Raw genomic sequence first — 23,887 nt, forward strand, 5'->3', positions numbered from 1 at the left:
CTCTCCTTCTCCCAGATAAGGGATCATAAGTGGAAAATTCCAGTTCTGAATGGCCTAATTTATTGGGAGCACGTCACCTGTCCGCGTGGGACGGACATCAGGTATCGCCCGAAGATGTAAAGGAAATGACGCCAGCAACTGCCACGCAAATCTATCAGGCGCAATTCTGGAACAAGATCGACGGAGACAACCTGCCTTCGGGTCTCGACTACGCCCTGTTCGACTTTTCTGTCAATTCAGGTCCCGCACGCGCGGCAAGGATGCTGCAAGGTATTCTGGGCTTGCCCGAAGATGGAATAATTGGAGCCCAGACGGTTGCGGCCGCCAATATGCGATCTACCGACGAGGTCATCAATGCTTTGTGTGATGCACGCGCATCCTGGCTGGAAAGGTTGTCTACAGCCTCGACCTTCGGGAAAGGCTGGCTCGCCCGTGTCGAACGGGTGCGTTCTCGCGCTCTGGCGCTCGCTGCCAACGCGCCCATCATCCATGCCGCAGGACCGACGAATGATATCTCACCCAAGGCCCGTCAGGGCGATATGGCCGTCACATCTGTTTTGAAGCACCCGGAAGCTTTGGGGGCAATGGGGAGCGTGACATCAGGCCTCGTGGCAATTGCATCGGGGAATGGCCCGGTGCAATACGCACTGGCAATTGTGATGATCGCCTGTGCTGTGGTTGGTCTTTGGTATTTTGTGAGACGCGTCAGAAACGAACCCTAGCCCAGTTGTAATAACTCAGTTTTGAGAATATTTCCAAAATTAGAGTTTGTCTTTATGTTGCGCTTCGCATGTTACGCGCCTTATATGCGGTTTTGAAAGCTCGGTGACTATGAAAGTAATATGACTTTCCCTGTCACCGGAAAAACGCTAGACACGCGCAAACAGTCAGATGCGTGCCAACTGTGGCACCGCCATGAATAAAGGAATCGAAACTTGTCCTCTACTTTTGACAAAGTCGCCGACATCATCGCCGAAACCAGTGAAATCGACCGTGACACCATCACGCCAGATAGCCACACCATCGACGATCTGGGCATCGACAGCCTCGACTTCCTCGACATCGTCTTCGCCATCGACAAGGCTTTCGGCATCAAGATTCCGCTTGAGCAGTGGACCCAGGAAGTGAACGAAGGCAAGGTTCCGACCGAAGAATATTTCGTTCTCAAGAACCTCTGCGCAAAAATCGATGAGCTGGTTGCAGCCAAAAAAGGCTGATCCGGCACATAATATGGCGGTATTGAGGGGTGAACAGAAATGTTCGCCCTGATTCCGTTTCTGGTAGCGCGAATTTTTCGCGTGTCAGAGCAGTCTCAGCATCGACGGACAAACGGGACCCATGCAGAACAATAAAGTCGTCATCACAGGTATCGGCATCATCTCCTCGCTCGGCGAAGGGGTCGATGTGCATTGGAACGCTTTCTCGAAGGCTGGCACTGAGCCGCGCCTCGAAAAGGAAGCCTTTGCGCCTTACACTGTTCATCCATTGGGTGAAGTGGACTGGAGCCTGCAGATTCCAAAGCGTGGCGATCAGCGCCAGATGGAAACCTGGCAGCGCCTTGGCACCTATGCCGCAGGGCTTGCTCTGCAGGATGCTGGCATGAAGGACGACGAGGCGCTTTGCGCGACCATGGATATGGTCGTGGGTGCCGGTGGCGGCGAACGCGACATCACCGTCGATATGCAGATTCTGGATGAAGGCCGCACCCGCAACGATCGCGGCGTCATGCTGAACGAGAAACTCTCGACCGAACTGCGCCCGACCCTGTTTCTGGCGCAGCTTTCCAACCTGCTCGCAGGCAATATTTCGATCGTCCACAAGGTGACCGGTTCTTCGCGTACCTTCATGGGCGAGGAAGGTTCCGGCCTTTCGGCTATCGAAACCGCAGCCGCGCGCATTCGCACGGGTCAGAGCACTCATGCGCTGGTTGGCGGTTCCTACAATGCCGAACATTTCGACATGATTCTCGGTCACGAGCTTGGCGGACTGCTCAAGCATGATGGCTGGGCACCGCTCTGGCAGCGTGACGGTTCGGCTGGCGGCGGCATGATTTCCGGTTCCGGCGGCGTGTTCCTTGTTCTGGAAAGCGCTGACCACGCAGCCAAGCGCGGTGCACGCGCTTATGCGGAAGTTGCCGGCATCGAAAGTGCACAAATCCGACGCGACAGCGCAGACCTCACAAACACCATCCGCGAACTCATCCTTGCAGCCAATGGCGGCAAGGATCCCTCCTATGTTGTTTCCGCTGCTTCCGGCGCCCATGAAGCGACCGGCGCGGAGAAAACCGCATTGGACGCTCTGTCAGCCACTTATCGCGGCATTTCCGGCCTGACCGGTCATTTGCGCGAAGCGCAGTTCCCGCTGGCGCTGGCACTTGCGGCCATATCCGTCTGGAAAGGCGAGGCTTTTGCACCGCTGGATGCATCCGAAAAGGATGCCAGTGGTCCAATCAGCGAAGCAATTGTCACCGCAGTCGGAGCGACTCGTGCCGAAGGCGCAGCAAAGCTGGTGAGAGTATAAGATGACGAAATATACAGACCATCTCGGCCGTCCCATTGTCGCCATTACCGGAGCAGGTGTGGTTTCCTCGCTCGGTCAGGGCAAGGAAGACAACTGGGCTGCATTGACCGGCGGAAAATCGGGTATCCATGCCATCACCCGCTTTCCAACCGACAACCTCAATACACGCTTCTCCGGAACGGTTGATTTCCTGGCCGAAAGCGATGTGGGCGCATCGGCGCTCTCCGAAGCGCTGGCCCGGCTCGCAGGTGAGGAAGCTCTTGCCCAGTCCGGTCTTTCGTCTACCGATTTCGGCGGTCCGCTTTTTCTGGCAGCTCCTCCGGTCGAACTGGACTGGAAAAGCCGGTTTGCACTTGATGCGACCGTGAAGAATGAAGGTCCGGCAAGCTATCAGCTCCTGCTGGAAGCATGCCGCCGCGCCCGTCAGAATGACCTCTTCAATACGACCCAGTTCGGCTATATCGCTGAACGCCTGTCGGAAGCTTTTGGCACGCGCGGCCTGCCGATCACGCTTTCGACCGCATGTGCCTCGGGTGCGACTGCGATCCAGCTTGGTGTCGAAGCCATCCGTCGTGGCGAAAGTGATCGGGTTCTTTCCATCGGAACTGACGGCTCCGTCTCTGCCGAAGCCCTGATCCGCTTCTCGCTGCTTTCGGCCCTTTCCACCCAGAACGACAAGCCGGAAAAGGCTTCCAAGCCTTTCTCCAAGGATCGTGATGGTTTTGCCATGTCGGAAGGTTCCGGCGCGCTGGTGATGGAATCACTCGAAAGCGCTGTTGCACGCGGCGCCAAGGTTCTGGGCATTCTGGCCGGTTGCGGCGAAAAGGCCGATGATTTCCACCGCACCCGTTCCAAGCCGGATGCTTCACCTGCCATTGGCACGGTGCGCGCCGCATTGGCCGATGCCGGTCTGACCGAAGAGCAGATTTCCTATATCAACGCCCACGGCACCTCGACGCCGGAAAACGACAAGATGGAATATCTGGCGCTTTCGACCGTATTCGGCGACAAGCTTGCCTCAATCCCGGTTTCCTCCAACAAGTCGATGATCGGCCATACGCTGACCGCTGCGGGTGCAATCGAGGCAGTCTTCTCGCTGCTGACGATCCAGACGGGTACCCTGCCCCCGACCATCAATTATGACAATCCGGACCCGGCTATTCCGCTTGATGTCGTGCCGAATGTAAAGCGTCAGGCGGAAGTTTCTGCCGTGCTTTCCAACTCGTTCGGTTTCGGCGGACAGAATACGAGCCTTGTTTTGGCGGCAAATCCGAATTAATCGGTCCGACAAATACGAATTTTCCCATGATCCCGGACGGTTCGCCGTTTCCGGGATTATGTCTTGAAAAGGATTACTTCATGCGCGCCTTGCAGCTTCTCGACGATCGCCGCCTTGAAATCACCGATATCGCACCGCCGCCTGCCCCCGGCATTGGCGAGGTAACCGTGAAGATCAAGGCCGTTGCGCTCAACCACATCGACGTGTGGGGCTGGCGCGGCATGGCGTTTGCCAAGCGCAAGATGCCGCTGGTTATCGGTGCGGAAGCTTCAGGCGTTGTGGATGCTGTCGGCCCCGGCGTTTCCAATCTCCTGCCCGGTCAGCTCGTCTCGATCTATGGTGCGCGCACCTGTGGTCTTTGCCGCGCCTGCCGCGAAGGCCGTGACAATCTGTGCGAACATGTCGGCGGCGTGCATGGTTTCCATCTCGACGGCTTTGCGTGCGAGGCAGTGAACCTGCCTGCCCGTCTTCTCGTTCCGGCACCTCCCGGTGTGGATGCCATCGGCGCCGCCGTCGCCCCTGTAACCTTCGGTACGGTCGAGCATATGCTGTTCGACAATGCCAAGCTTGAGCCCGGCGAAACCGTACTCGTACAGGCTGGCGGTTCCGGCATCGGTTCAGCCGCCATCCAGCTTGCCAAGAAGATGGGCTGCACGGTCATCACGACAGTCGGTTCCGACGACAAGATCGAGAAGGCCAAGGCACTCGGCGCCGATCACGTCATCAACTACCGGGAAGACCGCTTCGAGGGCGTGGTGCGCAAGCTCACCAAGAAGAAGGGTGTGGACGTGGTGTTCGAGCATGTCGGCGCGGATACCTGGGCCGGTTCGATGCTTTGCATGAAGCGCGGTGCACGTCTCGTCACCTGCGGCTCGACCTCCGGCGTCTCGACCAATATGAACCTGATGCAGCTCTTCCAGCAGCAGCTCAAGATTCTGGGTTCGTTTGGCTGCCGCATGGAAAACATGGCAGACGCCATGCAGAAAATGGCGCGCGGCATCGTGCATCCGGTCATCGACACCGTGGTCGGCTTCAACGATATCGATACGGCGCTGAAGCGCATGGAAGGCCGCGACGTCTTCGGCAAGATCATTCTCGAGATCGACTGAGTCGCCCACGTCCATGATGTTCAAGCTGAAACTTCTGCTCTTCCGCTGGACCCGCAAGCTGAAGCAGTTCAACTACTGGCTCTGGGCGCAGGCCGTCTTTCTGCTGCTTGGCCTGTTGCGCCTTTTTCCGGCGAAGGCTGCAATCAGCTTTTCAGCCAAGGTGGCCCGTCTGATCGGGCCGCTGACGCCGCGCCACAAGGTTGCCACCGATAATCTGCGTCAGGCTTATCCTGAGAAAAGCGACGCGGAAATCGAGGAAATCGCCCGCGAAATGTGGGATTCGATGGCGCGCCTCTTCGCGGAATATATCTTCCTCGATGCTGTTTTCGATTTCGATCCCCATTCGACGAAACCGGGACTGGTCGAAGTGGAAGGCATTCCGATTTTTGAACGCCTGCGCGACGAGAAGAAGCCGCATATCTTCTTTACCGCCCATACCGGCAATTTCGAACTTCTACCAATCTGCGCCGCCACCTTCGGTCTGAACGTTACGGCGCTCTTCCGCCCGCCAAACAATCCCTATATCGCCAACAAGGTTCTGAAAGCCCGTCGCACCAATATGGGCCATCTGGTGCCGTCGAAAGCCGGGGCCGCGTGGTCGCTTGCGCATATCCTCGATGAAGGCGGCAATGTCGGTATGCTGGTGGACCAGAAATTCCGCCGCGGTGTGCCTTCCACCTTCTTCAACCGCCCGGTGAAGACCAATCCACTGTTGGCCAAGCTTGCGCGGCAATATGATTGCGACGTCTATCCGGCACGCTGTATCCGCCTTCCCGGTGGACGCTATCGTCTCGAACTTTATGAGCGCATGGAATTGCCGCGCGACGACAAGGGCGAGATCGATGTTGCCGCAACCGCACAGCTGTTGAACGATACCGTTGAGACGTGGGTGCGCGAATATCCTGGCCAGTGGATGTGGTTCCACAAGCGCTGGGGATAGGATTCTTGCCCCTCATGTGCTAGGGGCTGGCCAAAGTTACGGAGATCACATATGCGCCCCATCGCCATCGCCCCGTCCATTCTTTCCGCCGATTTCGCCCGTCTTGGCGAAGAAGTCGATGCCGTGCTGGAAGCCGGTGCCGACTGGGTGCATATCGACGTCATGGACGGGCATTTTGTACCGAATATTACTTTCGGCCCGCAGGTGGTGAAGGCGATCCGCCCGCGCACCAAGGCATTGTTCGATGCGCATCTGATGATTGCGCCCTGCGACCCGTATCTGGCACCGTTTGCCGATGCTGGCTGCGATCTCATCACAATTCACGCCGAAGCCGGTCCGCACACGCACCGTTCTCTGCAGTCGATCCGCGCTCTGGGCAAGAAAGCCGGTCTGGCGCTTAACCCGGCAACGCCCGCCGAAGCGCTGACGAACGTCATCGATGATGTCGATCTCGTCCTCGTCATGACTGTCAATCCCGGTTTTGGCGGCCAGAAGTTCATCACGCCGATGCTCGACAAGATCAAGCGCGTCCGCGAAATGGTTGGCGACCGCCCTATCGATATCGAAGTTGACGGCGGTATTACACCGGAAACCGCAGGCTCGGTCGTTGCAGCAGGCGCCAACATTCTCGTGGCCGGTTCTGCCGTTTACAAGGGCAACTCCGTCGAGAGCTACCGCGCCAATATCGACGCCATTCGTGCTGCGGCTGAAGCTGCCCGCAATCGTTAAACTCCCACTTTCTACAGGATGCACCCATGATCCCGCGCTATTCCCGGCCTGAAATGGTCGCCATCTGGTCGCCCGAAACGAAGTTCCGCATCTGGTTCGAGATCGAAGCCTATGCCTGCGAGGCGCTGGCGCAACTCGGCGTCATCCCGAAGGAAGCGGCCAAGACCATCTGGGAAAAGGGTAGCGTGGCGAAGTTCGACGTCGCCCGTATCGACGAAATCGAAGCCGTCACCAAGCATGACGTCATCGCCTTCCTGACCCATCTGGCGGAATTCATCGGCCCGGACAGCCGCTTCGTGCATCAGGGCATGACCTCTTCGGACGTGCTCGACACCACGCTCAACGTCCAGCTCGTACGCGCTGCCGATCTGCTGCTTGCCGACATGGACCGCGTTCTGGAAGCCCTGAAGAAGCGTGCTTTTGAACACAAGGATACGGTCCGCATCGGCCGCAGCCACGGCATCCATGCCGAACCGACGACCATGGGCCTTACCTTTGCGCGTTTCTATGCCGAAATGGCGCGTGGCCGTGCCCGCCTCGTTGCGGCGCGCGAAGAAATCGCAACCGGTGCCATTTCCGGCGCTGTTGGCACGTTCGCCAATATCGACCCACGTGTGGAAGAATATGTCTGCGCCAAGCTCGGCCTCGAAGCAGAGCCGGTTTCGACGCAGGTGATCCCGCGTGACCGCCATGCAATGTTCTTTGCAACGCTCGGCGTCATCGCCTCTTCGATGGAAAACATCGCCATCGAAATCCGCCATATGCAGCGCACGGAAGTTCTGGAAGCGGAAGAATTCTTCTCGCCGGGCCAGAAGGGTTCGTCGGCCATGCCGCACAAGCGCAACCCGGTTCTGACCGAAAACCTGACCGGCCTCGCCCGTCTGGTTCGCATGTCGGTAACGCCTGCGATGGAAAACGTGGCTCTCTGGCACGAACGCGATATTTCGCATTCGAGCGTCGAACGTGCCATTGGCCCGGACACCACCATCACGCTCGACTTCGCGCTCAACCGTCTGGCTGGCGTGATCGAAAAGCTGGTCATCTACCCGGATAACATGCTGAAAAACATGAACAAGTTCCGCGGTCTGGTGCATTCTCAGCGCGTACTGCTGGCGCTGACACAGGCTGGCGTATCACGCGAAGACGCCTATCGTCTCGTGCAGCGCAACGCCATGAAGGTCTGGGAACAGGGTGCCGACTTCCTCGAAGAACTGCTCTCCGACGCGGAAGTACGCGCGGCCCTTTCCGAAGAACAGATCCGCGAAAAGTTCGATCTCGGCTACCACACCAAGCATGTAGATACGATTTTCAAGCGCGTCTTCGGTTGAGATTTCGGCTCTGACGGCCTGCAAATCGCGTCTTACTGCGCTTCCGGTGCTCACGTAGTTATTCTATTCGCATGATCTTGTCCGAAAAGTCTGCAACTTTTCGGGACCATGCGTGAAGCACACTGCGCTCCGGTTCTCGCAAGCCACGATTTTCGGCACGTCATAACCAAAATCTGCGCCCCCCTTTAGAGCGCGTTTCGATCTGATTGAATCAGATCGAAACGCGCTCTAAGTTATTATATTTCAAGCATAATCTTATCGATCCTCGTTTCACTCCGGTCGGATTATGCTCTAATTGGTTCATAATTTGAATCCGAAAAAAGCCCCATGTTTATGAAAACATGGGGTTTTTTACATTCTGGAGATGGGCTGGTTACGCCTTGGTCTTGATCGTATTGACCACGTTGCCCCATGGATCCACGAAGGTGCTGTTGTTACCGCCACGCGTGTCTTCCAGCTCAACCCAGCCGAGGCCGGTCCGATCTTCGTCACGCTTGCCCGCACCGGCACTCTGCCAGGCATTGGCAGCGATATGGTGATGGTAGCGCCCGGTGGACATGAACACAGCCCGGTCACCATAGGTTTGAACGGTTTCAAGGCCGAGTTCGTTATGCCAGAAGGTTTCGGCTTCATGGGCATTGCCGACGCGCAGATGAACGTGACCAACCACGGTGTTTTGCGGTGCGCCGTCCCATTCTCCGCCCTCGCGCTTGATGACATCGAGCAGATTGCTGACATCGAGCGGATCGGTGCTCATGGCAACACGGTCGCCATTCCATTGCCACTCATTATTCGGACGATCTGAATAGATTTCGATACCGTTGCCCTCGGGATCGGTCAGATAGATGGCTTCGCTTACCTTGTGATCCGATGCACCGCTGACCGGCAATTGCTTGTCGATGGCGCGGCGCGACCAGCGCGCAAGGTCGCCACGTGTCGGCAGCAGGAACGCGGTGTGATACAGACCGGCGCTGCGCGGATCGTCCGGCCTGGCCGCCGAAAACTGTTCAATTTCCATCAGTTCGCGGTCGCCGGCGCCGAGTACAATCGACGCGCCGCGACGCGTCATCTCACGCAAGCCGACGACATCGCGATAATATTCAGCCAGTGTTTCGGCATCGCGCGCCTTCAGGCCAACGCGAGCCACACGCATTGGCGTGGTCATTGCGAATGGAAGCGGAGCAACCGTACGTTCGGTTTCGACTGCGGTTGCTCTCAAATGCTGTGTCATGTCGCCCTCCTTCGACGGCATTTCTGCGCGAACAGGAAGAATGTTGGCCATGACAGCAGTCCCGGCAGCGCCGAGGATATTACGTCTGCTGATTGTCATGCCAGTCTCTCCGTCGTGTTTCAAATCTTGCCTAAACATCACCATTTGGGACATGTTTCACAAGATCACGATCAGCGAACAGGCTGTTCATCATTCGCATGCCTTCTATACCAAGCATACAACAAGCACGGCTTGAAGAAGTTACAAAGCCTCTCTAAATGGGAAGCCATGAAAGTCAAAGACGCAGATATCCTCATCATCCCCGGCTATACCAATTCCGGCCCCGACCACTGGCAGACCCGTTGGGAGAGCAAACTCTCGACGGCGCGGCGCGTCGAGCAGGCCGAGTGGACCAAACCTGTTCGCGAAGACTGGATTGGTGAAGTGGTAAAGGCCGCCAATGCGGCGACCAGGCCGATTGTTCTCGTCGCGCATTCGCTCGGCGTTGCAACTGCAGTTCATGCCTTGCCGCATTTTCAGCACAAGGTGGCTGGAGCCTTTTTCGTGGCGCCTCCGGATGTTTCCAACGACAAGATCCGCCCCAAGCATCTGATGACGTTCGGCCCCTACCCGCGTGAACGTCTGCCATTCCCCACGATCACCGTGGTCAGCCGCAACGATCCCTTCTCCAGCTTTGAAGCTGCCGAAGATGTCGTGAAGGACTGGGGTGCAATGCTGATCGATGCTGGCGAATCCGGGCATATCAACTCGGAATCCGGGCATGGACCGTGGCCGGAAGGCTCGATGGTGTTCGCCGAGTTCATGACGCAACTACAGGCGCCCAAGCATCACTGATGTTTATTCATACAGCATGAAAAAGGCGGGGCATTAGCCCGCCTTTTCTTGTTCAATATCTTGCAATGGAATTAGTCGCGAACCGCTTTGGTCAGCGTTTCTGCTGCGAGCCGGATATAACCGCCATCGTTGCTGAGTGTCAGGAAGCGGAAACCAAGCGGAATGTAGCGACGCGCAAACTCCGGCGAAGGTGAATAAATACCGGCGATCTTTCCTGCCGCAGCGGCCTTGCGGGCAATATTGCCGATAGGTTCCACAATCGCATCCGAATTCGGATTGGCCTCACGCCCGTTGCTCCACGCAATGGAGAAATCCGCAGGGCCGACGAAAACGCCGTCGATGCCGCGAACATCCAGAATGGCATCCAGCGCATCGTAGGCATCGCGCGTTTCAATCATCGCGAAGGCAAGCGTATCGTGATTGGCGGTGGTCAGATAATCGTTGGAACCCGGTGCGCCGTAATCCGCATTGGCCCGGAATACGCCCCATGAGCGTTCGCCCACCGGCGGATATTTCATGGCGGCTGCAAACCTGCGGGCATCCTCGACGGAATTGATCATCGGAGCGATGACCGCCTGCGCACCAAAATCCAGCGCACGGCTTGCCATGTCGAAGCGTCCGACAGGAACGCGCACGACCGGCGGCTTGCCAGCGTTCAGGATAAGGCCAAGAGAGCGAAGAACACTCGCCTCGTCGTGGCCGCCATGCTGCATGTCCAGCGTTACGGCATCGAAGGCGCTATGGGCGAGAATTTCGACCGTCAGGGGTTCGGGAAGGGAGGACCATGCAGAAAGCACTGTTTCCCCGGCGCGAAGGCGCGAAGACAACGACATTCGAATTTCCTTCATTTCAAAAGGATCAGGGCGGAAGTGCTATCTATCCTTCCGCCCCGAACCATCCATCAATCCTGCTTTACCTGGCGGATTGCCTCTTCAAGGAAAGCAAACATCTTCTCACGAATAACTTCGTCTGCAACGCTTACACTTGCGGCATCGAAGTCGGCGCGCACCTTGCGAAAAACATCCTCATCGCCAGCTTCTTCAAAGTCGGCGGCAACGACTTCCTTGGCATAGGCTTCGGCATCCGCATCTTTCTTGCCAAGCTGGTCTGCGGCCCAGAGTCCCAGAAGCTTGTTGCGGCGTGCCTCCGCCTTGAAGCGCAGTTCCGCATCAAGCGCGAATTTCTTTTCAAAAGCGTCGCGGCGATCATCCATGCCAGTGGTCATTCATAAAGCTCCCAGACTTACAAGTTAGAAGAGATCGTCATCCGTTCTCTTGCCTAAAGCTGGCAAGGGGAGCAAGATTATACAAGAGCTAAAGACTACTTTCTTGCGACTCATGCATAAACTTGCATCAGAAACAGCGAAAACGGGGGAACGGGCACAAAGCAGGATTGTTAAAAGCCCACAATTGCTATAGGTAGCCCGCGAGAATAGCGGCTTAGAGCCGATCACCATAAATATGGAAATCCGAGAAAAGCCATGAACCGTCGCCGCCGTATTTACGAGGGCAAGGCCAAGATTCTTTATGAAGGCCCTGAACCCGGTACGCTCGTCCAATTTTTCAAAGATGATGCAACCGCTTTCAATGCAAAGAAGCATGAAGTCATCGACGGAAAAGGCGTGCTGAACAACCGCATTTCCGAGCATATTTTCACCCAGCTTAACCGCATTGGCATTCCAACGCACTTCATCCGCCGCCTCAACATGCGTGAGCAGCTGATCAAGGAAGTGGAAATCATTCCGCTTGAAGTGGTTGTGCGCAATGTCGCTGCCGGTTCGCTGGCAAAGCGCCTTGGCCTTGAAGAAGGCACCGTGCTGCCGCGCTCGATCATCGAGTTCTATTACAAGGCCGACGCACTCGACGACCCAATGGTCACCGAAGAGCATATCACGGCTTTCGGCTGGGCAAGCCCGCCGGAAATCGACGACATCATGGCGCTCGCCATTCGCGTCAACGACTTCCTGACCGGCCTGTTCCTCGGCATCGGCATCCAGCTTGTCGATTTCAAGATGGAATGCGGTCGCCTGTGGGAAGGCGACATGATGCGCATCGTCGTCGCCGACGAAATTTCTCCGGACTCTGCGCGTCTTTGGGATATCACCACCAACGACAAGCTCGACAAGGACCGTTTCCGCCGCGACATGGGCGGACTGGTTGAGGCCTATCAGGAAGTGGCTCGCCGTCTCGGCATCATGAACGAGAACGACACGCCGCGCCCGGCTGGCCCTACGCTTGTAAAGTAAAATGATCCGCCCAGCCCGGAAGGGCACGATCCCGGAAAGTCGACACGGTTTTCGGGATCATGCCAAGTTAAGCCTTCCGGGCTGTTTCATTCGTTCTAAAATTGCAGGAACTACAGAGTGATCAAGGCACGCGTCACCGTTACACTGAAAAACGGCGTTCTCGACCCGCAGGGCAAGGCAATCGTCGGCGCGCTCGGCAGCCTCGGTTTTGACGGCGTCAACTCGGCCCGTCAGGGCAAGGTTTTCGACCTCGAACTGAATGGCTCCGACAAGAGCAAGGCCGAAGCCGACCTGAAGGCCATGTGCGAAAAGCTGCTCGCCAACACGGTGATCGAAGACTATTCCATCGCCATCGGCTGATCAGGCAAAGGACAGAGACGCTCATGAAATCCGCAGTCATTCTCCTTCCCGGTCTCAATCGCGATCGCGACATGATCGCAGCACTCACCAAGATCACCGGACAGGCACCGGTGACCGTCTGGCAGACCGATACGAGCATTCCCGACGATGTGGACCTGATCCTGATTCCGGGCGGCTTTTCCTACGGTGACTATCTGCGCTGCGGTGCGATTGCAGCCCGTATGCCGGTGATGCAGGCCGTTCGCGAGAAGGCCGATAAGGGCGTCATGGTCATGGGTGTCTGCAACGGCTTCCAGATCCTCGTCGAAGCCGGGCTTCTGCCGGGCGCATTGATGCGCAATGCTTCGCTGAAGTTCGTCTGCCGCGAAGTAAAGCTCGAAGTAACCAACGCCAACACGTCGTTCACGCGCGGCTACAAGCCGGGCCAGATCATCCGCTGCCCGGTCGCGCATCATGACGGCAATTATTTCGCCGATGCCGAAACGCTGAAGCGTCTCGAAGGCGAAGGCCAGGTTGTGTTCCGCTATGCCGAAGGCACCAATCCGAACGGATCGGTCAACGACATTGCCGGTATCGTCAACGCACACGGCAATGTGCTCGGCATGATGCCGCATCCTGAAAACCTGATCGAAGCCGCGCATGGCGGTGATGACGGTCGGGCGCTCTTCGCAGGCGCGCTGGGCCTCGCTGCATAAGCTGGCACACAGATAAACGGAAAAGGCGGCTCGATTGAAGCCGCCTTTTTTATTGCGCCTGCTCTGACGCCTCAGCTGCAAAACTGCACTGGCAAAGCGTCTATTTTCGTGGCAGCTTGACTTCGGGAGGGTCCTGATCAGGAGGAATCGTCGGGATCGCCCCATATTTGTTTCATGCGCTATCCAGGCAGGAGCGTTCACACTTTTGCTGGAAATGCCTCGCACATTTTAGCGATAACGAATCAGGGGAACTTCATTCATGCAGCTTTATTCCAGACCTCTTTCCCCTTACTCGGCCTTTGTCCGCGGGGTTCTTTACCTGAAGGACCTGTCGTTCAAGCCGATGAACATGCCCTACCCGTTCCCAGCCGATTTCGGCAATATCACACCGCTCCGCCGCGTTCCCGTGCTGATTACCAGTTCCGGAGAAACGCTGTACGAAGGGACGGTGCTCGCCGAATATCTCGAAGATCATTTTCCGGAAATATCCGTGCTGCCCGGAACGCCGCGCGAGCGCGCACTTATTCGCCTCCTTGCCCGCGTGACGGAACTGGACGTGCTTGGACCCGCGATGAAGCTTTTCATCCTTTTGAGCAAGCCCGAGCGCGACAATGCAAGCATCGAACGCCTGTTCGAAAAGATGCATACCGGGCTGAAAGTGGTCGAAAGCCGTCTCTCGGACAAAGCCTATGCCGCCGGAGACGAGCCGACTCTTGCGGATTGCTGGCTGTTGCCGGTGCGTTTCCTGATGGAACCGTTGAAGAAACTCTCGGGCAAAGCGGATTTGCTGGACGAATTCCCGAAATTCGATGCATATGCAGCCAAGGCAAAACAGCATCCGGTTTTTGAGCGCATCTGGAACGAGATGGATGACGGACTGAAAGCTTTCATGCCGCAACTAGTGGATTGAATTTGACGTTTGAATGCCTACTGAATGAGATGCTGTTTCAAACGTCAAATTCGAAAAATCCACTAGATACATAAAGTTGCTAGTGGTCTTTGCGATTCCGACATTTGCTCGGCGCCTGTATCAGAGGGACGCAAATGTCGGAATCAGACCACTAGCCTGACACTGTTTACCCCCACCTCTCATGCGTGCCCTTTGAAGGCACGCACCATCGGAGCCCCTCCTTGAAGACCAAGACTTTCGCTCTTCTGGCCCTCCCGGCCGTTGCATTGCTTGCAGCCTGCACTTCCAGCAAACCCACGGGGCCCATCGCCGTCGACGCCAGCAAGGCGGCACTGCCAACCATGGAGCGCATCGCGCTGGCAGCAAATAGCTGCTGGTTCAAATCCAAGGACAAGGATTTCCGCGGTTACTCACTCGCGCCGGAACTGAATTCCTTCACCGGACGTCCGCGCATTCTGGTCGTGCCCGCCCGCAATCCGGCATTACGTCCGCTGCTCGTCGTGCAGGCGCAAGGCAATCCTGCACGCGTCGAGGCTTTCGGTCCCATGATGCAGGAAAGCCATGGCGGCAGGATCGCCGCCGACGTCAACCGCTGGGCTTCAGGCCAGAGCGGTTGCCAGTAATCAAGCTGTCGCGGAAAGCTGCTTTCCGCGACATGCTTCAACGCAAGTGAAAACGCACCTTACGCGCTTCGCGCTCTGCTTCGTCGCGCTGTAGTCCGATATCGCGCAACTGATCGTCGGTCAGTTCGCCGAGGGCGATCCGACTGCGCCGCAGCATCATTCGATAAGACATCCAATCCAGAGCCTTTCCAGCAAAAGTGCGAAGCGTCTTCGCAGGGAAATCAGTCCGCTGGACTGATTTCTTTTCCAGCTTCGATGCGTCGGACAATGCGTAAGAACAAAAAGAGACAACGCGCCGTACATATCCGATCTGCGGTTGGGACGCCGCCATCAGATTGACCTGCAAAGCTTTTGGCAAATCCGTAATGCTATCAGCCACGGGCACAGGAAGAATTGTATCTATTGTCTCGGTCTGCGGTCTAAAGTAAAACATTGGCTCGGTCCATTTCATTGCCAGTTGGGCCAGTTGGGAGCTGGGAAGCAGTCGAGACAAACCTTATGTTTAGCTCGATGTCTGCATTGTCACCAAGTAGCGACGAATTGACTCTACAATTGACTTGGCAATAGGTACAATTTATAAGTTGTCACCATGACAAATTGGATTCCAGACCTTGCCGGTAAATCCGGTCCATTTTACCTGCAGCTCGCCGATGCCATCGAAGAAGCCATCGGGAATGGTGGATTGCCAGCGGGTATCAAACTTCCGCCACAGCGCAATCTCGCATTCGACTTGAAGGTGACAATCGGCACAATCGGTCGCGCCTATGCGCTGGCCCATGAACGCGGTCTCGTGACGGGCGAAGTCGGTCGAGGAACTTACGTTCTGGGCGAAGAACCGGCAGACAACGCGCTGACCGCCTCTGGCATTGCCGGTACAAAGCCTGCTGATGTCCCTTCCGGGAAAATACGTTTCGACACGACTGCGGCGCCGGATGTCGGCCAGCATGAAGTTCTGGCCAAAATCAATGCCGACATTCATCGGGATTTTCCGCAGGATATTGCGAGCTATTCGCGCTATTTTCCGCAGCACTGGCTGGAAGCCGGGCAGAAATGGCTTTCGCGGGCTGACTGGCGACCAGATCTTGACAGCATTGTCGTTACCAATGGGGCGCAGGCTGCGAGCATCGCCATCATCACGGCCTTCACGAATCCGGGCGATCGCATCCTGTTCGAAAATCTGACCTATGCGCAGATCAGCCGCTCCGTGCGCCTTCTCGGGCGCCGTACCATTCAGGCCGGTCTGGATGAATACGGTCTGATCCCGGAAGAATTCGAACGAGCCTGCCGCCAGCAGCATCCGACCCTCGCCTTTTTGATGCCGACGCTGCACAATCCTACCCTGTCCGTCATGCCGGAAGAACGCCGTCGTGCAATCGCCGACATCGCAAGGCGTTACAATGTCTGGCTTATCGAAGACGATATCTATGGCATCATGTGCGACAGCCAGATTCCACCCTTGGCAAGCTTTGCGCCTGAACGAACATTCGTCGTCTCCGGTTTGTCAAAGGCCGTTGCCGCAGGCATACGCAGCGGATGGGTCGCCTGCCCTGCGCATTGCGCCCAACGCGTGAAGGTAACGCACAAGATGGTCACAGGCGGCGCAGCATTCCTGCTCGCTGAAACCGGCGCTCAGCTGGTGTTGTCCGGCGAGGCAGACGCCATTCACAGCAAATGCCGCGAAGAAACGGGCATTCGCCAAAAGATGGCGCGAGAAATCTTCGACGGTTTCGATTTCGTATCCCGTCCGACAGTTCCATTCCTGTGGATGGGACTGCCCGAGCCGTGGCTTTCGGGCACGTTCAAGGCCGCCGCCTATGAAAGCGGAATCCTGATCGACGACGAAGATGAGTTCAAGGCCGGACGTGTCGATCAGATCTATCACCGGGTCCGCGTTGCCTTCTCGTCTCCGGCTGATCGCAGTGTCGTCGAAAGCAGTTTTCTGACACTCCGTCGCCTGCTCGAAAACGAACAGGCGGGATATGAAGGGAGTGTCTGACCGCGTGCGCTTGCGTGCGATTATTATGGATATTCGATGAAGGGCTGGAAAAGCGGTATTTTCCTGTCGCACTTCGTGAAAACATAGGTTAAAGAGGCGCCTTGAAACCTTAGGCGACCGTCCCTTAGGCACAGGGCGTCGGACGCCGCAGCCTGCGACGGGGTTCCCCATTTCCATGACTATTTCCAATACGCGAGACATCACGCCGGAATTGATCGAAGCGCATGGTCTTAAGCCGGACGAGTATCAGCGCATTCTTGATCTGATCGGACGCGAGCCCACCTTCACAGAGCTCGGGATTTTCTCGGCGATGTGGAACGAGCATTGCTCCTACAAGTCCTCCAAGAAATGGCTTCGCACGCTTCCGACAACCGGACCGCGCGTTATTCAGGGCCCTGGCGAAAACGCAGGCGTGGTGGACATCGGCGATGGCGATTGCGTCGTCTTCAAGATGGAAAGCCACAACCATCCGTCCTACATCGAGCCCTATCAGGGTGCAGCGACCGGCGTTGGCGGCATTTTGCGCGACGTGTTCACCATGGGCGCGCGTCCCGTCGCGGCAATGAATGCGCTCCGCTTTGGCGAACCGGATCATCCGAAGACCCGCCATCTGGTATCTGGCGTCGTGTCGGGCGTCGGCGGCTATGGAAATGCCTTCGGCGTGCCGACCGTTGGTGGCGAAGTGAACTTCGACAAGCGCTATAACGGCAATATCCTCGTCAATGCCTTTGCTGCCGGTCTTGCCAAGCATGATGGCATCTTCCTGTCGGAAGCCAAGGGCGTCGGCCTGCCGGTTGTCTATCTGGGTGCCAAGACGGGCCGCGACGGTGTCGGCGGCGCGACCATGGCATCGGCTGAATTCGACGAGTCGATTGAAGAAAAGCGCCCCACCGTTCAGGTCGGCGATCCATTTACCGAAAAGTGCCTGCTCGAAGCCTGCCTTGAGCTGATGGCCTCCGGCGCGGTTATCGCCATTCAGGATATGGGTGCGGCTGGCCTCACCTGTTCGGCTGTCGAAATGGGCGCCAAGGGTGACCTCGGTATCGAACTCATTCTCGATCATGTTCCGGTGCGCGAAGAGAACATGACGGCCTACGAAATGATGCTGTCGGAAAGCCAGGAGCGCATGCTCATGGTTCTGAAGCCGGAAAAGGAAGCCGAAGCGCAGGCGATCTTCCGCAAGTGGGGTCTCGACTTCGCTATCGTTGGCAAGACGACTGACGATCTTCGTTTCCGCGTCATTCATCAGGGTGAGGAAGTCGCCAATCTGCCGATCAAGGATCTGGGCGATGAAGCACCGGAATATGATCGTCCGTGGATGGAGCCAGGCAAGCACGCGCCGCTTCCCGCGAGCAATGTGCCGCAAGTGGAAGATTACTCCACTGCCCTTCTCAAGCTGATTGGCTCGCCGGATCTTTCATCCCGTCGCTGGGTCTATGAACAGTACGATACGCTCATTCAGGGCAACTCGTTGCAGGTTCCGGGCGGCGATGCCGGTGTGATCCGCGTCGAGGGCCATGACACCAAAGCTCTCGCCTTCTCATCCGACGTGACCCCGCGCTATTGCGAAGCCGATCCATTCGAGGGTGGCAAGCAGGCCGTGGCCGAATGCTGGCGCAACATCACTGCGACTGGCGCTGAGCCGCTGGCATCGACCGACAACCTGAACTTCGGCAATCCTGAAAAGCCGGAAATCATGGGTCAGCTCGTCAAGGCCATCGAAGGCATCGGTGAAGCCTGCCGTGCGCTGGATTTCCCGATCGTTTCGGGCAATGTCTCTCTCTATAACGAAACCAACGGTCAGGCCATTCTGCCGACGCCGACCATTGCCGGCGTAGGCCTCATCCCTGACTGGACACAAACCGCCAAGATCGGTGGCATGCAGGATGGTGACACGCTGGTTCTGCTTGGTGGCGATGGCACACATCTCGGCCAGTCCATTTACCTGCGCGATCTGTTTGATCGTGCCGATGGTCCTGCCCCGACCGTCGATCTTGCGCTTGAAAAGCGTAACGGCGAGTTCGTCCGCTCGGCCATCCGCAACGGTCAGGTCACGGCATGTCATGACCTCTCCGATGGCGGCCTGGCGATTGCCGTCGCGGAAATGGCGATCAAGTCCGGTAAGGGTGCAGAGCTCGATGCCGGTGACGGTCTGCCGCACGCAGTTCTTTTCGGTGAAGATCAGGCGCGCTATGTCGTCGCGGCTACGGCGGAAATGGCAAAGCTCATTGCCCTCAATGCTGAAGGCGCAGGCGTTCCGTTCCGCGTGCTCGGCACGGTTGGCGGCGACAGCCTGAAGATTGGCAACGTCGTCGATGTCAGTGTTGCCGATCTGACTGACGCCTTTGAAGGCTGGTTCCCGGGCTTCATGAGTGGCGAACCGGTCAGCGATAACTGATCGTATTTCTTACACCTGAACTCTTTGTTTTACGCATTATCCGACGCAAAGCCGCTTCGCATTTTTGCTGGAAATGCTCTAATTGCCGCCCGGATGGAACCCCTGTCCGGGCGGTTTGCTTGTCGGCTGTTTAAGCGTTAGACAGATGTTAGTTGACGTTCCACGATGGTGCGTTACGATTCGATAAAATGAGAAGAAGAAGCCGGAAACGGCGGGAGATTTTGCATGGCTATGGACGCACATGAGATCGAAAAACTGATACGCGAGGGGATTCCCGACGCAAAGGTGACGATCCGCGACCTTGCCGGAGACGGAGACCATTATGCCGCCGAGGTTGTCGCGGAAAGTTTCCGCGGCAAGTCCCGCGTGCAGCAGCACCAGATGGTCTATGATGCGCTGAAGGGTAATATGGGCGGTGTGCTGCACGCACTCGCCCTGCAGACCAGCGTACCGGAATAACGGAAGGCCGTTCTGGGGGAGCCCCATCTCGAGGAGCAAATCCTGCTGCGGCAAGATGCAGCTCCCCTTGATACGGATTTCTTGAGCATTTGACTTGCATTCGCCCCAACGGGGTGGTTACCAGCATTCAAATGACTATATTGGGAAAGACCTCCCTGTTTGCGTCGAAATTTGCCTCGACGTATTTGTTTAGCGCATAATCCTGTCCGAAAAGTCAGGCGACTTTTCGGGGTTATGCTTGGAAAGGACCGCAAATGACCGGCATCAACGATTTCATCGCGAATGAAGTGAAGACCAACGACGTCGTGCTTTTCATGAAGGGCACGCCGGGTTTCCCGCAGTGCGGTTTCTCCGGTCAGGTCGTGCAGATCCTCGACTATCTCGGTGTGGAGTATAAGGGCGTCAACGTTCTGTCTTCGGATGAACTGCGTCAGGGCATCAAGGAATATTCGAGCTGGCCAACCATTCCTCAGCTTTATGTAAAGGGCGAATTCGTCGGCGGCTGCGATATCATACGCGAAATGTTCCAATCGAGCGAGTTGCAGGCACTTTTTACCGATAAGGGTATTGCCACAAAGGCAGCTTGAGGATTAATTGCCGGTTATACGGCTTCAGCCTCACCTTTTTCCAAAGGCGCCGTTCTACGGCGCCTTTTGCATTTGCTAGAGCGGTTCCAGTTAAAACGGAGTCGCTGGAATCGCTCTAAGTATTTTTCCGTCGCATTATCCTACGCAAAACCGCTTCGCACTTTTGCTGGAAATGCTCTAGATGCTGCAACGACAGATTTTCATCTGTCTGCTTCTGCTTTCTAAATTTTGTCTTTCGTATCGTGTCTCGCGACGCGATGCGCCACTTTGCCAAGGAATGCCAGTCATGCCGCTCGACATCAAGAACGGTTCGTCGGACCAGAAGACTTCCATGCGTGGACGCGGCGAATTCATCGCGCTCATCGCGGCGATCATGGCCATCAATGCGCTGGCGGTCGACATCATGCTGCCCGGCCTGCCGCAGATCGGTGCAAGCCTCGGCGTTCAGTCGGAAAACCACGTCCAGTTCGTGATCACTGCCTATCTGCTCGGGTTTGGCGTTTCGCAGCTCTTCTACGGCCCCTTGAGCGACCGCTTCGGCCGCAGGCTGCCGCTGTTCGCCGGGCTCGTCATTTATATTCTGGCAGCTCTGGGAGCGGCCATCGTCACCGATTTCACGACGCTTATCATCCTGCGTGTCTTGCAGGGGCTTGGCGCTGCTGCCACGCGCGTGATCGCCGTATCCGTCGTTCGCGACAAGTTCGCCGGGCGTCAGATGGCCGAGGTCATGTCGCTCGTCATGATGGTTTTCATGATCCTGCCCGTTGTTGCGCCCGCAACCGGCCAGCTCATCATGCTTTTCGGCGAATGGCACCTGATCTTTCTGTCAATGGCTTTCATGGCATTTGTCATCGGTATCTGGGCGTTTCTTCGCCTGCCCGAGACCCTGCCTGCTACCAACCGGCGCCCGCTGACGGTCAAGAGCGTGATTGGCGGTTTCGGCATCGTTCTTTCGAACCGCGTCGCCCTGTTTTATATGCTCGGCACCTCGTTCATTCTCGGCGCGCTGTTCGGCTATATCAACTCGGCTCAGCAGATTTTCGTCGACATCTACAAGCTCGGCGCCTTGTTCCCATTGGCTTTCGCTGCCGTCGCCATGACGCTGGCGCTCGCCTCGTTCATGAACTCGCGCCTGGTCGGTCGTTACGGTATGCGGCGAATTTCCCAGACCATGTTGCTGGTCTTCACCAGCTTCAGCCTTTTGTGGATGGTACTTTCGGTCACGATGGAAGGCCCTGTTCCCTTCCCGATCCTGATGGCGATCTACATGACCATCATGTTCTCGTTCAGCCTCGTGACCGCCAATTTCAACGCACTGGCGATGGAGCCTCTCGGCGAAGTAGCCGGAACAGCCTCGTCCGTTCTGGGCTTTGCTCAAACGGTGATCGGTGCAGCATTGGGCGCGATTATCGGTCAGGCCTTTGACGGCACCACAACGCCGGTTGCAACCGGCTATTGCGTGCTCGGATTCGTCGCGCTCGGCTGCGTTTTGATAGCCGAACGCGGACGGTTGTTCAGGGTGCAAAACCCGCCCGCAGAACACGTGATCTGATCGATTTCGCGATGCCAAAACAATGAAGGCCCGCCGATGTAGCGGGCCTTTCGTATTGGATAATACTCTGACGGTTTTATTCTTCCCAGAGCGCGGCGTGAATGGATTGCCAGCTGTCCTTGCTGGGCGCAGCCAGAATGCCGCCGCCGGTATGTGACGGCAGATAATCGCTTCCATCCCAGCGCGCGAGATAGCCACCGGCTTCCTGATGGATCAGCGCACCGGGCAGATGATCCCACGGCATCAGCTTGTTGTAGACCACGAAATGCGCGCCGCCTGTGGCGAGGATGCGATATTCGTGCGCTGCACAGCGATAGCCGATCTGGGACAGAAATTTCGTATGATTACGCGCCAGACGCGACCGTGTCGGCTCAGCCGTATACTGCCAGGAAATCGAACCGGTCATCTGGTTGATAGAAGTCGGTTCGGCAACGCCGACCTTGCTCACATCTCCATTGGCGTGGCGGATGTAGCTTCCGCCTCCCTTTGAAGCCATGATCCAGTCATTACCGACGGGGTCATGAATGATACCCGCAACGGTTTCGCCTTTCGACACCACCGCAAGCATGACACCAAAGAGCGGAACACCAGATGCAAAGTTGAAAGTGCCATCGACCGGATCGATTGTGAAGGCAAGCTCCGCATCATCGAGGCCGGTCAGCAAAGCCGGATTGTCCGAGCAGGCTTCCTCACCGACGATCACCGCATCGGCAAAGCGTTCCTTGAGCTTGGCAGTGATGAACCGTTCAGCATTGACATCCGCTTCCGTCACCAGATCGGCGGGTGACGTCTTCTGCCGGATATCACCGACGTCCAGCCTGCGAAACCGGGGCATGATTTCCTGACGCGCCGCATCTGCCAGCAAATCGGCCAGCCAGTCCATCTGTCCTTCGTCAAACCGCATGGTCACCCTCTCCCTCGCCATTCAGCATCAGTCCTGCAAAATCGAACAGTTTGCGATCCAGCAAATGGCTCGGACGCACATTCGTCATGGCACGGATCATCGTGTCCTTGCGCCCCGGCATACGCTTTTCGATGTCGGTCAGCATGGCTTTCATCGCATTGCGCTGCAGCCCTTCCTGACTGCCGCACAGGTCGCATGGAATGATCGGAAACTGCATGGCCGTCGCAAATTTCTCCAGATCGTCCTCCGCCGCATAAGCCAGCGGACGGAACACCATCAGGTCTCCTTCGTCGTTCAACAGCTTCGGCGGCATCGCAGCCAGACGCCCGCCGTGAAACAGGTTCATGAAGAAGGTTTCGAGAATATCTTCCCGGTGATGGCCAAGAACAATCGCCGAACAGCCCTCTTCACGCGCGATGCGATAGAGATTCCCCCGGCGCAAACGCGAGCAGAGCGAGCAATAGGTGCTGGTTTCAGGCAGCTTATCGGTCACAATCGAATAGGTATCCTGATATTCGATACGGTGTTCGATTTCATAACGATTGAGGAAATCCGGCAGAATGTGCTTGGGAAAGTTCGGCTGCCCCTGATCCAGATTGACCGCCAGCAGCTCAACCGGCAGCAGGCCGCGCCATTTGAGATCGAGCAGCAGCGCAAGCAGGCCATAGGAATCCTTGCCACCCGAAAGGCAGACCATCCAGCGCTCGCCGGGCTTCACCATCGAGAAATCCTCGATAGCCTGCCGCGTCAAACGCAAAAGACGTTTACGCAGCTTGTTGAACTCGACCGTGGTCGGCACATCGCGGAATAGCGGGTGACAGCCATCGCTGCCCGCGTCTTCTGCAATATCTGGATCGAAAGCGTTCATGGTGCTTCCCGGAAAAACGATTGAAGATGTTGAAGGCTTAATAGCGAAAACTGGCTGTCGGGAAAACCGTCAAACAAGATTTCTTTATGATTGCGTGCATCAGCACACGTCGACCACCGTTTGCCAGCAAAAATGTATGAGTGTTTGCAGCTGCCTTTTGCTCTAGAACTCATGCAGGCATTCACGGATGAGATATCTATGGCTCAGTATGTTGGTTCTATAAGTGCTCTTCGGCGAAAGCCGCACATCATCGCGCTCCGAAAACTGTCCTTACTGTTATTCATTGGAGCATTGTTGTCGGCCTGCGCCACATATCATTC

24 protein-coding genes and 1 pseudogene are annotated in these 23,887 nt (G+C 56.8%); 19 read left to right on the forward strand and 6 right to left on the reverse strand.

Annotated elements, in window-relative coordinates:
• Positions 1 to 77 precede the first annotated feature (77 nt).
• From AC1RHM_RS20885 to purB, 8 genes and pseudogenes are all read left to right on the forward strand, one after another.
• A pseudogene (locus AC1RHM_RS20885) lies at positions 78 to 722 on the forward strand (glycoside hydrolase family 108 protein); the annotation flags it as partial.
• Positions 723 to 935: 213 nt separating this feature from the next.
• Entirely contained in the window at positions 936 to 1,217 is a 282-nt protein-coding gene (locus tag AC1RHM_RS20890) for an acyl carrier protein (RefSeq protein WP_006466638.1), read from the forward strand.
• 121 nt (positions 1,218 to 1,338) lie between these two features.
• Positions 1,339 to 2,520 carry a beta-ketoacyl-ACP synthase gene (locus AC1RHM_RS20895; protein ID WP_029924992.1) on the forward strand — a complete coding sequence of 394 codons (1,182 nt, stop codon included), beginning with the start codon at positions 1,339 to 1,341 and terminating at the stop codon, positions 2,518 to 2,520.
• Between the two features lies 1 nt (position 2,521).
• Complete coding sequence (locus AC1RHM_RS20900) at positions 2,522 to 3,799, forward strand: beta-ketoacyl-ACP synthase (protein WP_010661218.1); 1,278 nt, start codon at positions 2,522 to 2,524, stop codon at positions 3,797 to 3,799.
• An 80-nt stretch (positions 3,800 to 3,879) separates the two neighbouring features.
• A complete protein-coding gene (locus AC1RHM_RS20905; RefSeq protein ID WP_010661217.1) occupies positions 3,880 to 4,908 on the forward strand; it encodes a zinc-binding dehydrogenase in 1,029 nt (342 codons plus the stop codon).
• Between the two features lie 13 nt (positions 4,909 to 4,921).
• Complete coding sequence (locus tag AC1RHM_RS20910; RefSeq protein WP_029924994.1) at positions 4,922 to 5,848, forward strand: lipid A biosynthesis lauroyl acyltransferase; 927 nt, start codon at positions 4,922 to 4,924, stop codon at positions 5,846 to 5,848.
• A 51-nt stretch (positions 5,849 to 5,899) separates the two neighbouring features.
• On the forward strand, positions 5,900 to 6,577 hold the full coding sequence (gene rpe, locus AC1RHM_RS20915) for a ribulose-phosphate 3-epimerase (RefSeq protein ID WP_029924996.1): 678 nt from the start codon (positions 5,900 to 5,902) through the stop codon (positions 6,575 to 6,577).
• A gap of 26 nt (positions 6,578 to 6,603) precedes the next feature.
• Positions 6,604 to 7,905, forward strand: a complete 1,302-nt coding sequence (gene purB / locus AC1RHM_RS20920) for an adenylosuccinate lyase (protein ID WP_122241982.1) — start codon at positions 6,604 to 6,606, stop codon at positions 7,903 to 7,905.
• A gap of 373 nt (positions 7,906 to 8,278) precedes the next feature.
• Here the strand turns inward: purB and AC1RHM_RS20925 are convergent, their stop codons facing one another.
• Positions 8,279 to 9,235, reverse strand: a complete 957-nt coding sequence (locus AC1RHM_RS20925) for a VOC family protein (RefSeq protein WP_012092236.1) — start codon at positions 9,233 to 9,235, stop codon at positions 8,279 to 8,281.
• A 168-nt stretch (positions 9,236 to 9,403) separates the two neighbouring features.
• On the opposite strand from AC1RHM_RS20925, the gene AC1RHM_RS20930 reads away from it, so the two are divergent.
• Positions 9,404 to 9,970 carry an alpha/beta hydrolase gene (locus AC1RHM_RS20930; protein WP_010661212.1) on the forward strand — a complete coding sequence of 189 codons (567 nt, stop codon included), beginning with the start codon at positions 9,404 to 9,406 and terminating at the stop codon, positions 9,968 to 9,970.
• A gap of 71 nt (positions 9,971 to 10,041) precedes the next feature.
• On the opposite strand, the gene AC1RHM_RS20935 is transcribed toward AC1RHM_RS20930, so the two are convergent.
• Together AC1RHM_RS20935 and AC1RHM_RS20940 are read right to left on the reverse strand one after the other, a co-directional pair.
• Positions 10,042 to 10,809 carry an HpcH/HpaI aldolase family protein gene (locus AC1RHM_RS20935; protein ID WP_029376246.1) on the reverse strand — a complete coding sequence of 256 codons (768 nt, stop codon included), beginning with the start codon at positions 10,807 to 10,809 and terminating at the stop codon, positions 10,042 to 10,044.
• Positions 10,810 to 10,871: 62 nt separating this feature from the next.
• Entirely contained in the window at positions 10,872 to 11,195 is a 324-nt protein-coding gene (locus tag AC1RHM_RS20940; RefSeq protein WP_010661210.1) for a DUF1476 domain-containing protein, read from the reverse strand.
• A gap of 255 nt (positions 11,196 to 11,450) precedes the next feature.
• Between AC1RHM_RS20940 and purC the strand changes: the two genes are divergently transcribed.
• The 5 genes from purC (at position 11,451) to AC1RHM_RS20965 (ending at position 14,803) form a co-directional block, all read left to right on the forward strand.
• Positions 11,451 to 12,215 (forward strand): phosphoribosylaminoimidazolesuccinocarboxamide synthase, encoded by a 765-nt coding sequence (purC, locus tag AC1RHM_RS20945; protein ID WP_010661209.1) that lies wholly within the window; start codon positions 11,451 to 11,453, stop codon positions 12,213 to 12,215.
• A gap of 117 nt (positions 12,216 to 12,332) precedes the next feature.
• Entirely contained in the window at positions 12,333 to 12,575 is a 243-nt protein-coding gene (gene purS / locus AC1RHM_RS20950; protein WP_010661208.1) for a phosphoribosylformylglycinamidine synthase subunit PurS, read from the forward strand.
• Positions 12,576 to 12,598: 23 nt separating this feature from the next.
• The gene (gene purQ / locus AC1RHM_RS20955; protein ID WP_029925003.1) at positions 12,599 to 13,270 is read left to right on the forward strand and encodes a phosphoribosylformylglycinamidine synthase subunit PurQ; all 672 of its coding nucleotides are present in this window, start codon (positions 12,599 to 12,601) and stop codon (positions 13,268 to 13,270) included.
• A 259-nt stretch (positions 13,271 to 13,529) separates the two neighbouring features.
• Positions 13,530 to 14,180: a glutathione S-transferase family protein gene (locus AC1RHM_RS20960; protein WP_122241983.1), complete on the forward strand. Its 651-nt coding sequence runs from the start codon at positions 13,530 to 13,532 to the stop codon at positions 14,178 to 14,180.
• Positions 14,181 to 14,401: 221 nt separating this feature from the next.
• Positions 14,402 to 14,803: a hypothetical protein gene (locus tag AC1RHM_RS20965; RefSeq protein ID WP_010661205.1), complete on the forward strand. Its 402-nt coding sequence runs from the start codon at positions 14,402 to 14,404 to the stop codon at positions 14,801 to 14,803.
• 37 nt (positions 14,804 to 14,840) lie between these two features.
• Here the strand turns inward: AC1RHM_RS20965 and AC1RHM_RS20970 are convergent, their stop codons facing one another.
• The gene (locus AC1RHM_RS20970) at positions 14,841 to 15,254 is read right to left on the reverse strand and encodes a DUF1127 domain-containing protein (protein ID WP_029376245.1); all 414 of its coding nucleotides are present in this window, start codon (positions 15,252 to 15,254) and stop codon (positions 14,841 to 14,843) included.
• 138 nt (positions 15,255 to 15,392) lie between these two features.
• Here AC1RHM_RS20970 and AC1RHM_RS20975 point away from each other — a divergent pair, with 138 nt between their 5' ends.
• The 5 genes from AC1RHM_RS20975 (at position 15,393) to AC1RHM_RS20995 (ending at position 21,795) form a co-directional block, all read left to right on the forward strand.
• On the forward strand, positions 15,393 to 16,799 hold the full coding sequence (locus AC1RHM_RS20975; protein ID WP_122241984.1) for an aminotransferase-like domain-containing protein: 1,407 nt from the start codon (positions 15,393 to 15,395) through the stop codon (positions 16,797 to 16,799).
• Between the two features lie 175 nt (positions 16,800 to 16,974).
• Positions 16,975 to 19,197 carry a phosphoribosylformylglycinamidine synthase subunit PurL gene (gene purL, locus AC1RHM_RS20980; protein WP_010661202.1) on the forward strand — a complete coding sequence of 741 codons (2,223 nt, stop codon included), beginning with the start codon at positions 16,975 to 16,977 and terminating at the stop codon, positions 19,195 to 19,197.
• 225 nt (positions 19,198 to 19,422) lie between these two features.
• Positions 19,423 to 19,656 carry a BolA/IbaG family iron-sulfur metabolism protein gene (locus tag AC1RHM_RS20985; RefSeq protein ID WP_006466620.1) on the forward strand — a complete coding sequence of 78 codons (234 nt, stop codon included), beginning with the start codon at positions 19,423 to 19,425 and terminating at the stop codon, positions 19,654 to 19,656.
• 254 nt (positions 19,657 to 19,910) lie between these two features.
• On the forward strand, positions 19,911 to 20,243 hold the full coding sequence (grxD, locus tag AC1RHM_RS20990) for a Grx4 family monothiol glutaredoxin (RefSeq protein WP_010661201.1): 333 nt from the start codon (positions 19,911 to 19,913) through the stop codon (positions 20,241 to 20,243).
• 286 nt (positions 20,244 to 20,529) lie between these two features.
• Positions 20,530 to 21,795: a multidrug effflux MFS transporter gene (locus AC1RHM_RS20995; protein ID WP_010661200.1), complete on the forward strand. Its 1,266-nt coding sequence runs from the start codon at positions 20,530 to 20,532 to the stop codon at positions 21,793 to 21,795.
• Positions 21,796 to 21,871: 76 nt separating this feature from the next.
• Here the strand turns inward: AC1RHM_RS20995 and AC1RHM_RS21000 are convergent, their stop codons facing one another.
• Entirely contained in the window at positions 21,872 to 22,699 is an 828-nt protein-coding gene (locus AC1RHM_RS21000; protein WP_010661199.1) for an inositol monophosphatase family protein, read from the reverse strand.
• Positions 22,689 to 23,567, reverse strand: coding sequence for a tRNA 2-thiocytidine(32) synthetase TtcA (gene ttcA / locus AC1RHM_RS21005; RefSeq protein ID WP_012092244.1), 879 nt, complete (start codon positions 23,565 to 23,567; stop codon positions 22,689 to 22,691). The genes AC1RHM_RS21000 and ttcA overlap by 11 nt, the downstream gene beginning before the upstream one ends.
• Positions 23,568 to 23,887: the final 320 nt, after the last annotated feature.

The organism is Brucella sp. GW823-FHT04E01 (assembly GCF_058796175.1).

Excerpts from the sequence above, each read along its gene's own strand:
- AC1RHM_RS20895 (WP_029924992.1), top strand. The coding sequence starts at position 1,339 with ATGCAGAACAATAAAGTCGTCATCACAGGTATCGGCATCATCTCCTCG.
- AC1RHM_RS20900 (WP_010661218.1), top strand. The coding sequence starts at position 2,522 with ATGACGAAATATACAGACCATCTCGGCCGTCCCATTGTCGCCATTACC.
- AC1RHM_RS20905 (WP_010661217.1), top strand. The coding sequence starts at position 3,880 with ATGCGCGCCTTGCAGCTTCTCGACGATCGCCGCCTTGAAATCACCGAT.
- AC1RHM_RS20910 (WP_029924994.1), top strand. The coding sequence starts at position 4,922 with ATGATGTTCAAGCTGAAACTTCTGCTCTTCCGCTGGACCCGCAAGCTG.
- rpe (WP_029924996.1), top strand. The coding sequence starts at position 5,900 with ATGCGCCCCATCGCCATCGCCCCGTCCATTCTTTCCGCCGATTTCGCC.
- purB (WP_122241982.1), top strand. The coding sequence starts at position 6,604 with ATGATCCCGCGCTATTCCCGGCCTGAAATGGTCGCCATCTGGTCGCCC.
- AC1RHM_RS20925 (WP_012092236.1), bottom strand. The coding sequence starts at position 9,235 with ATGACAATCAGCAGACGTAATATCCTCGGCGCTGCCGGGACTGCTGTC.
- AC1RHM_RS20930 (WP_010661212.1), top strand. The coding sequence starts at position 9,404 with ATGAAAGTCAAAGACGCAGATATCCTCATCATCCCCGGCTATACCAAT.
- AC1RHM_RS20940 (WP_010661210.1), bottom strand. The coding sequence starts at position 11,195 with ATGACCACTGGCATGGATGATCGCCGCGACGCTTTTGAAAAGAAATTC.
- purC (WP_010661209.1), top strand. The coding sequence starts at position 11,451 with ATGAACCGTCGCCGCCGTATTTACGAGGGCAAGGCCAAGATTCTTTAT.
- purQ (WP_029925003.1), top strand. The coding sequence starts at position 12,599 with ATGAAATCCGCAGTCATTCTCCTTCCCGGTCTCAATCGCGATCGCGAC.
- AC1RHM_RS20960 (WP_122241983.1), top strand. The coding sequence starts at position 13,530 with ATGCAGCTTTATTCCAGACCTCTTTCCCCTTACTCGGCCTTTGTCCGC.
- AC1RHM_RS20970 (WP_029376245.1), bottom strand. The coding sequence starts at position 15,254 with ATGAAATGGACCGAGCCAATGTTTTACTTTAGACCGCAGACCGAGACA.
- AC1RHM_RS20975 (WP_122241984.1), top strand. The coding sequence starts at position 15,393 with ATGACAAATTGGATTCCAGACCTTGCCGGTAAATCCGGTCCATTTTAC.
- purL (WP_010661202.1), top strand. The coding sequence starts at position 16,975 with ATGACTATTTCCAATACGCGAGACATCACGCCGGAATTGATCGAAGCG.
- AC1RHM_RS20985 (WP_006466620.1), top strand. The coding sequence starts at position 19,423 with ATGGCTATGGACGCACATGAGATCGAAAAACTGATACGCGAGGGGATT.
- grxD (WP_010661201.1), top strand. The coding sequence starts at position 19,911 with ATGACCGGCATCAACGATTTCATCGCGAATGAAGTGAAGACCAACGAC.
- AC1RHM_RS20995 (WP_010661200.1), top strand. The coding sequence starts at position 20,530 with ATGCCGCTCGACATCAAGAACGGTTCGTCGGACCAGAAGACTTCCATG.
- AC1RHM_RS21000 (WP_010661199.1), bottom strand. The coding sequence starts at position 22,699 with ATGCGGTTTGACGAAGGACAGATGGACTGGCTGGCCGATTTGCTGGCA.
- ttcA (WP_012092244.1), bottom strand. The coding sequence starts at position 23,567 with ATGAACGCTTTCGATCCAGATATTGCAGAAGACGCGGGCAGCGATGGC.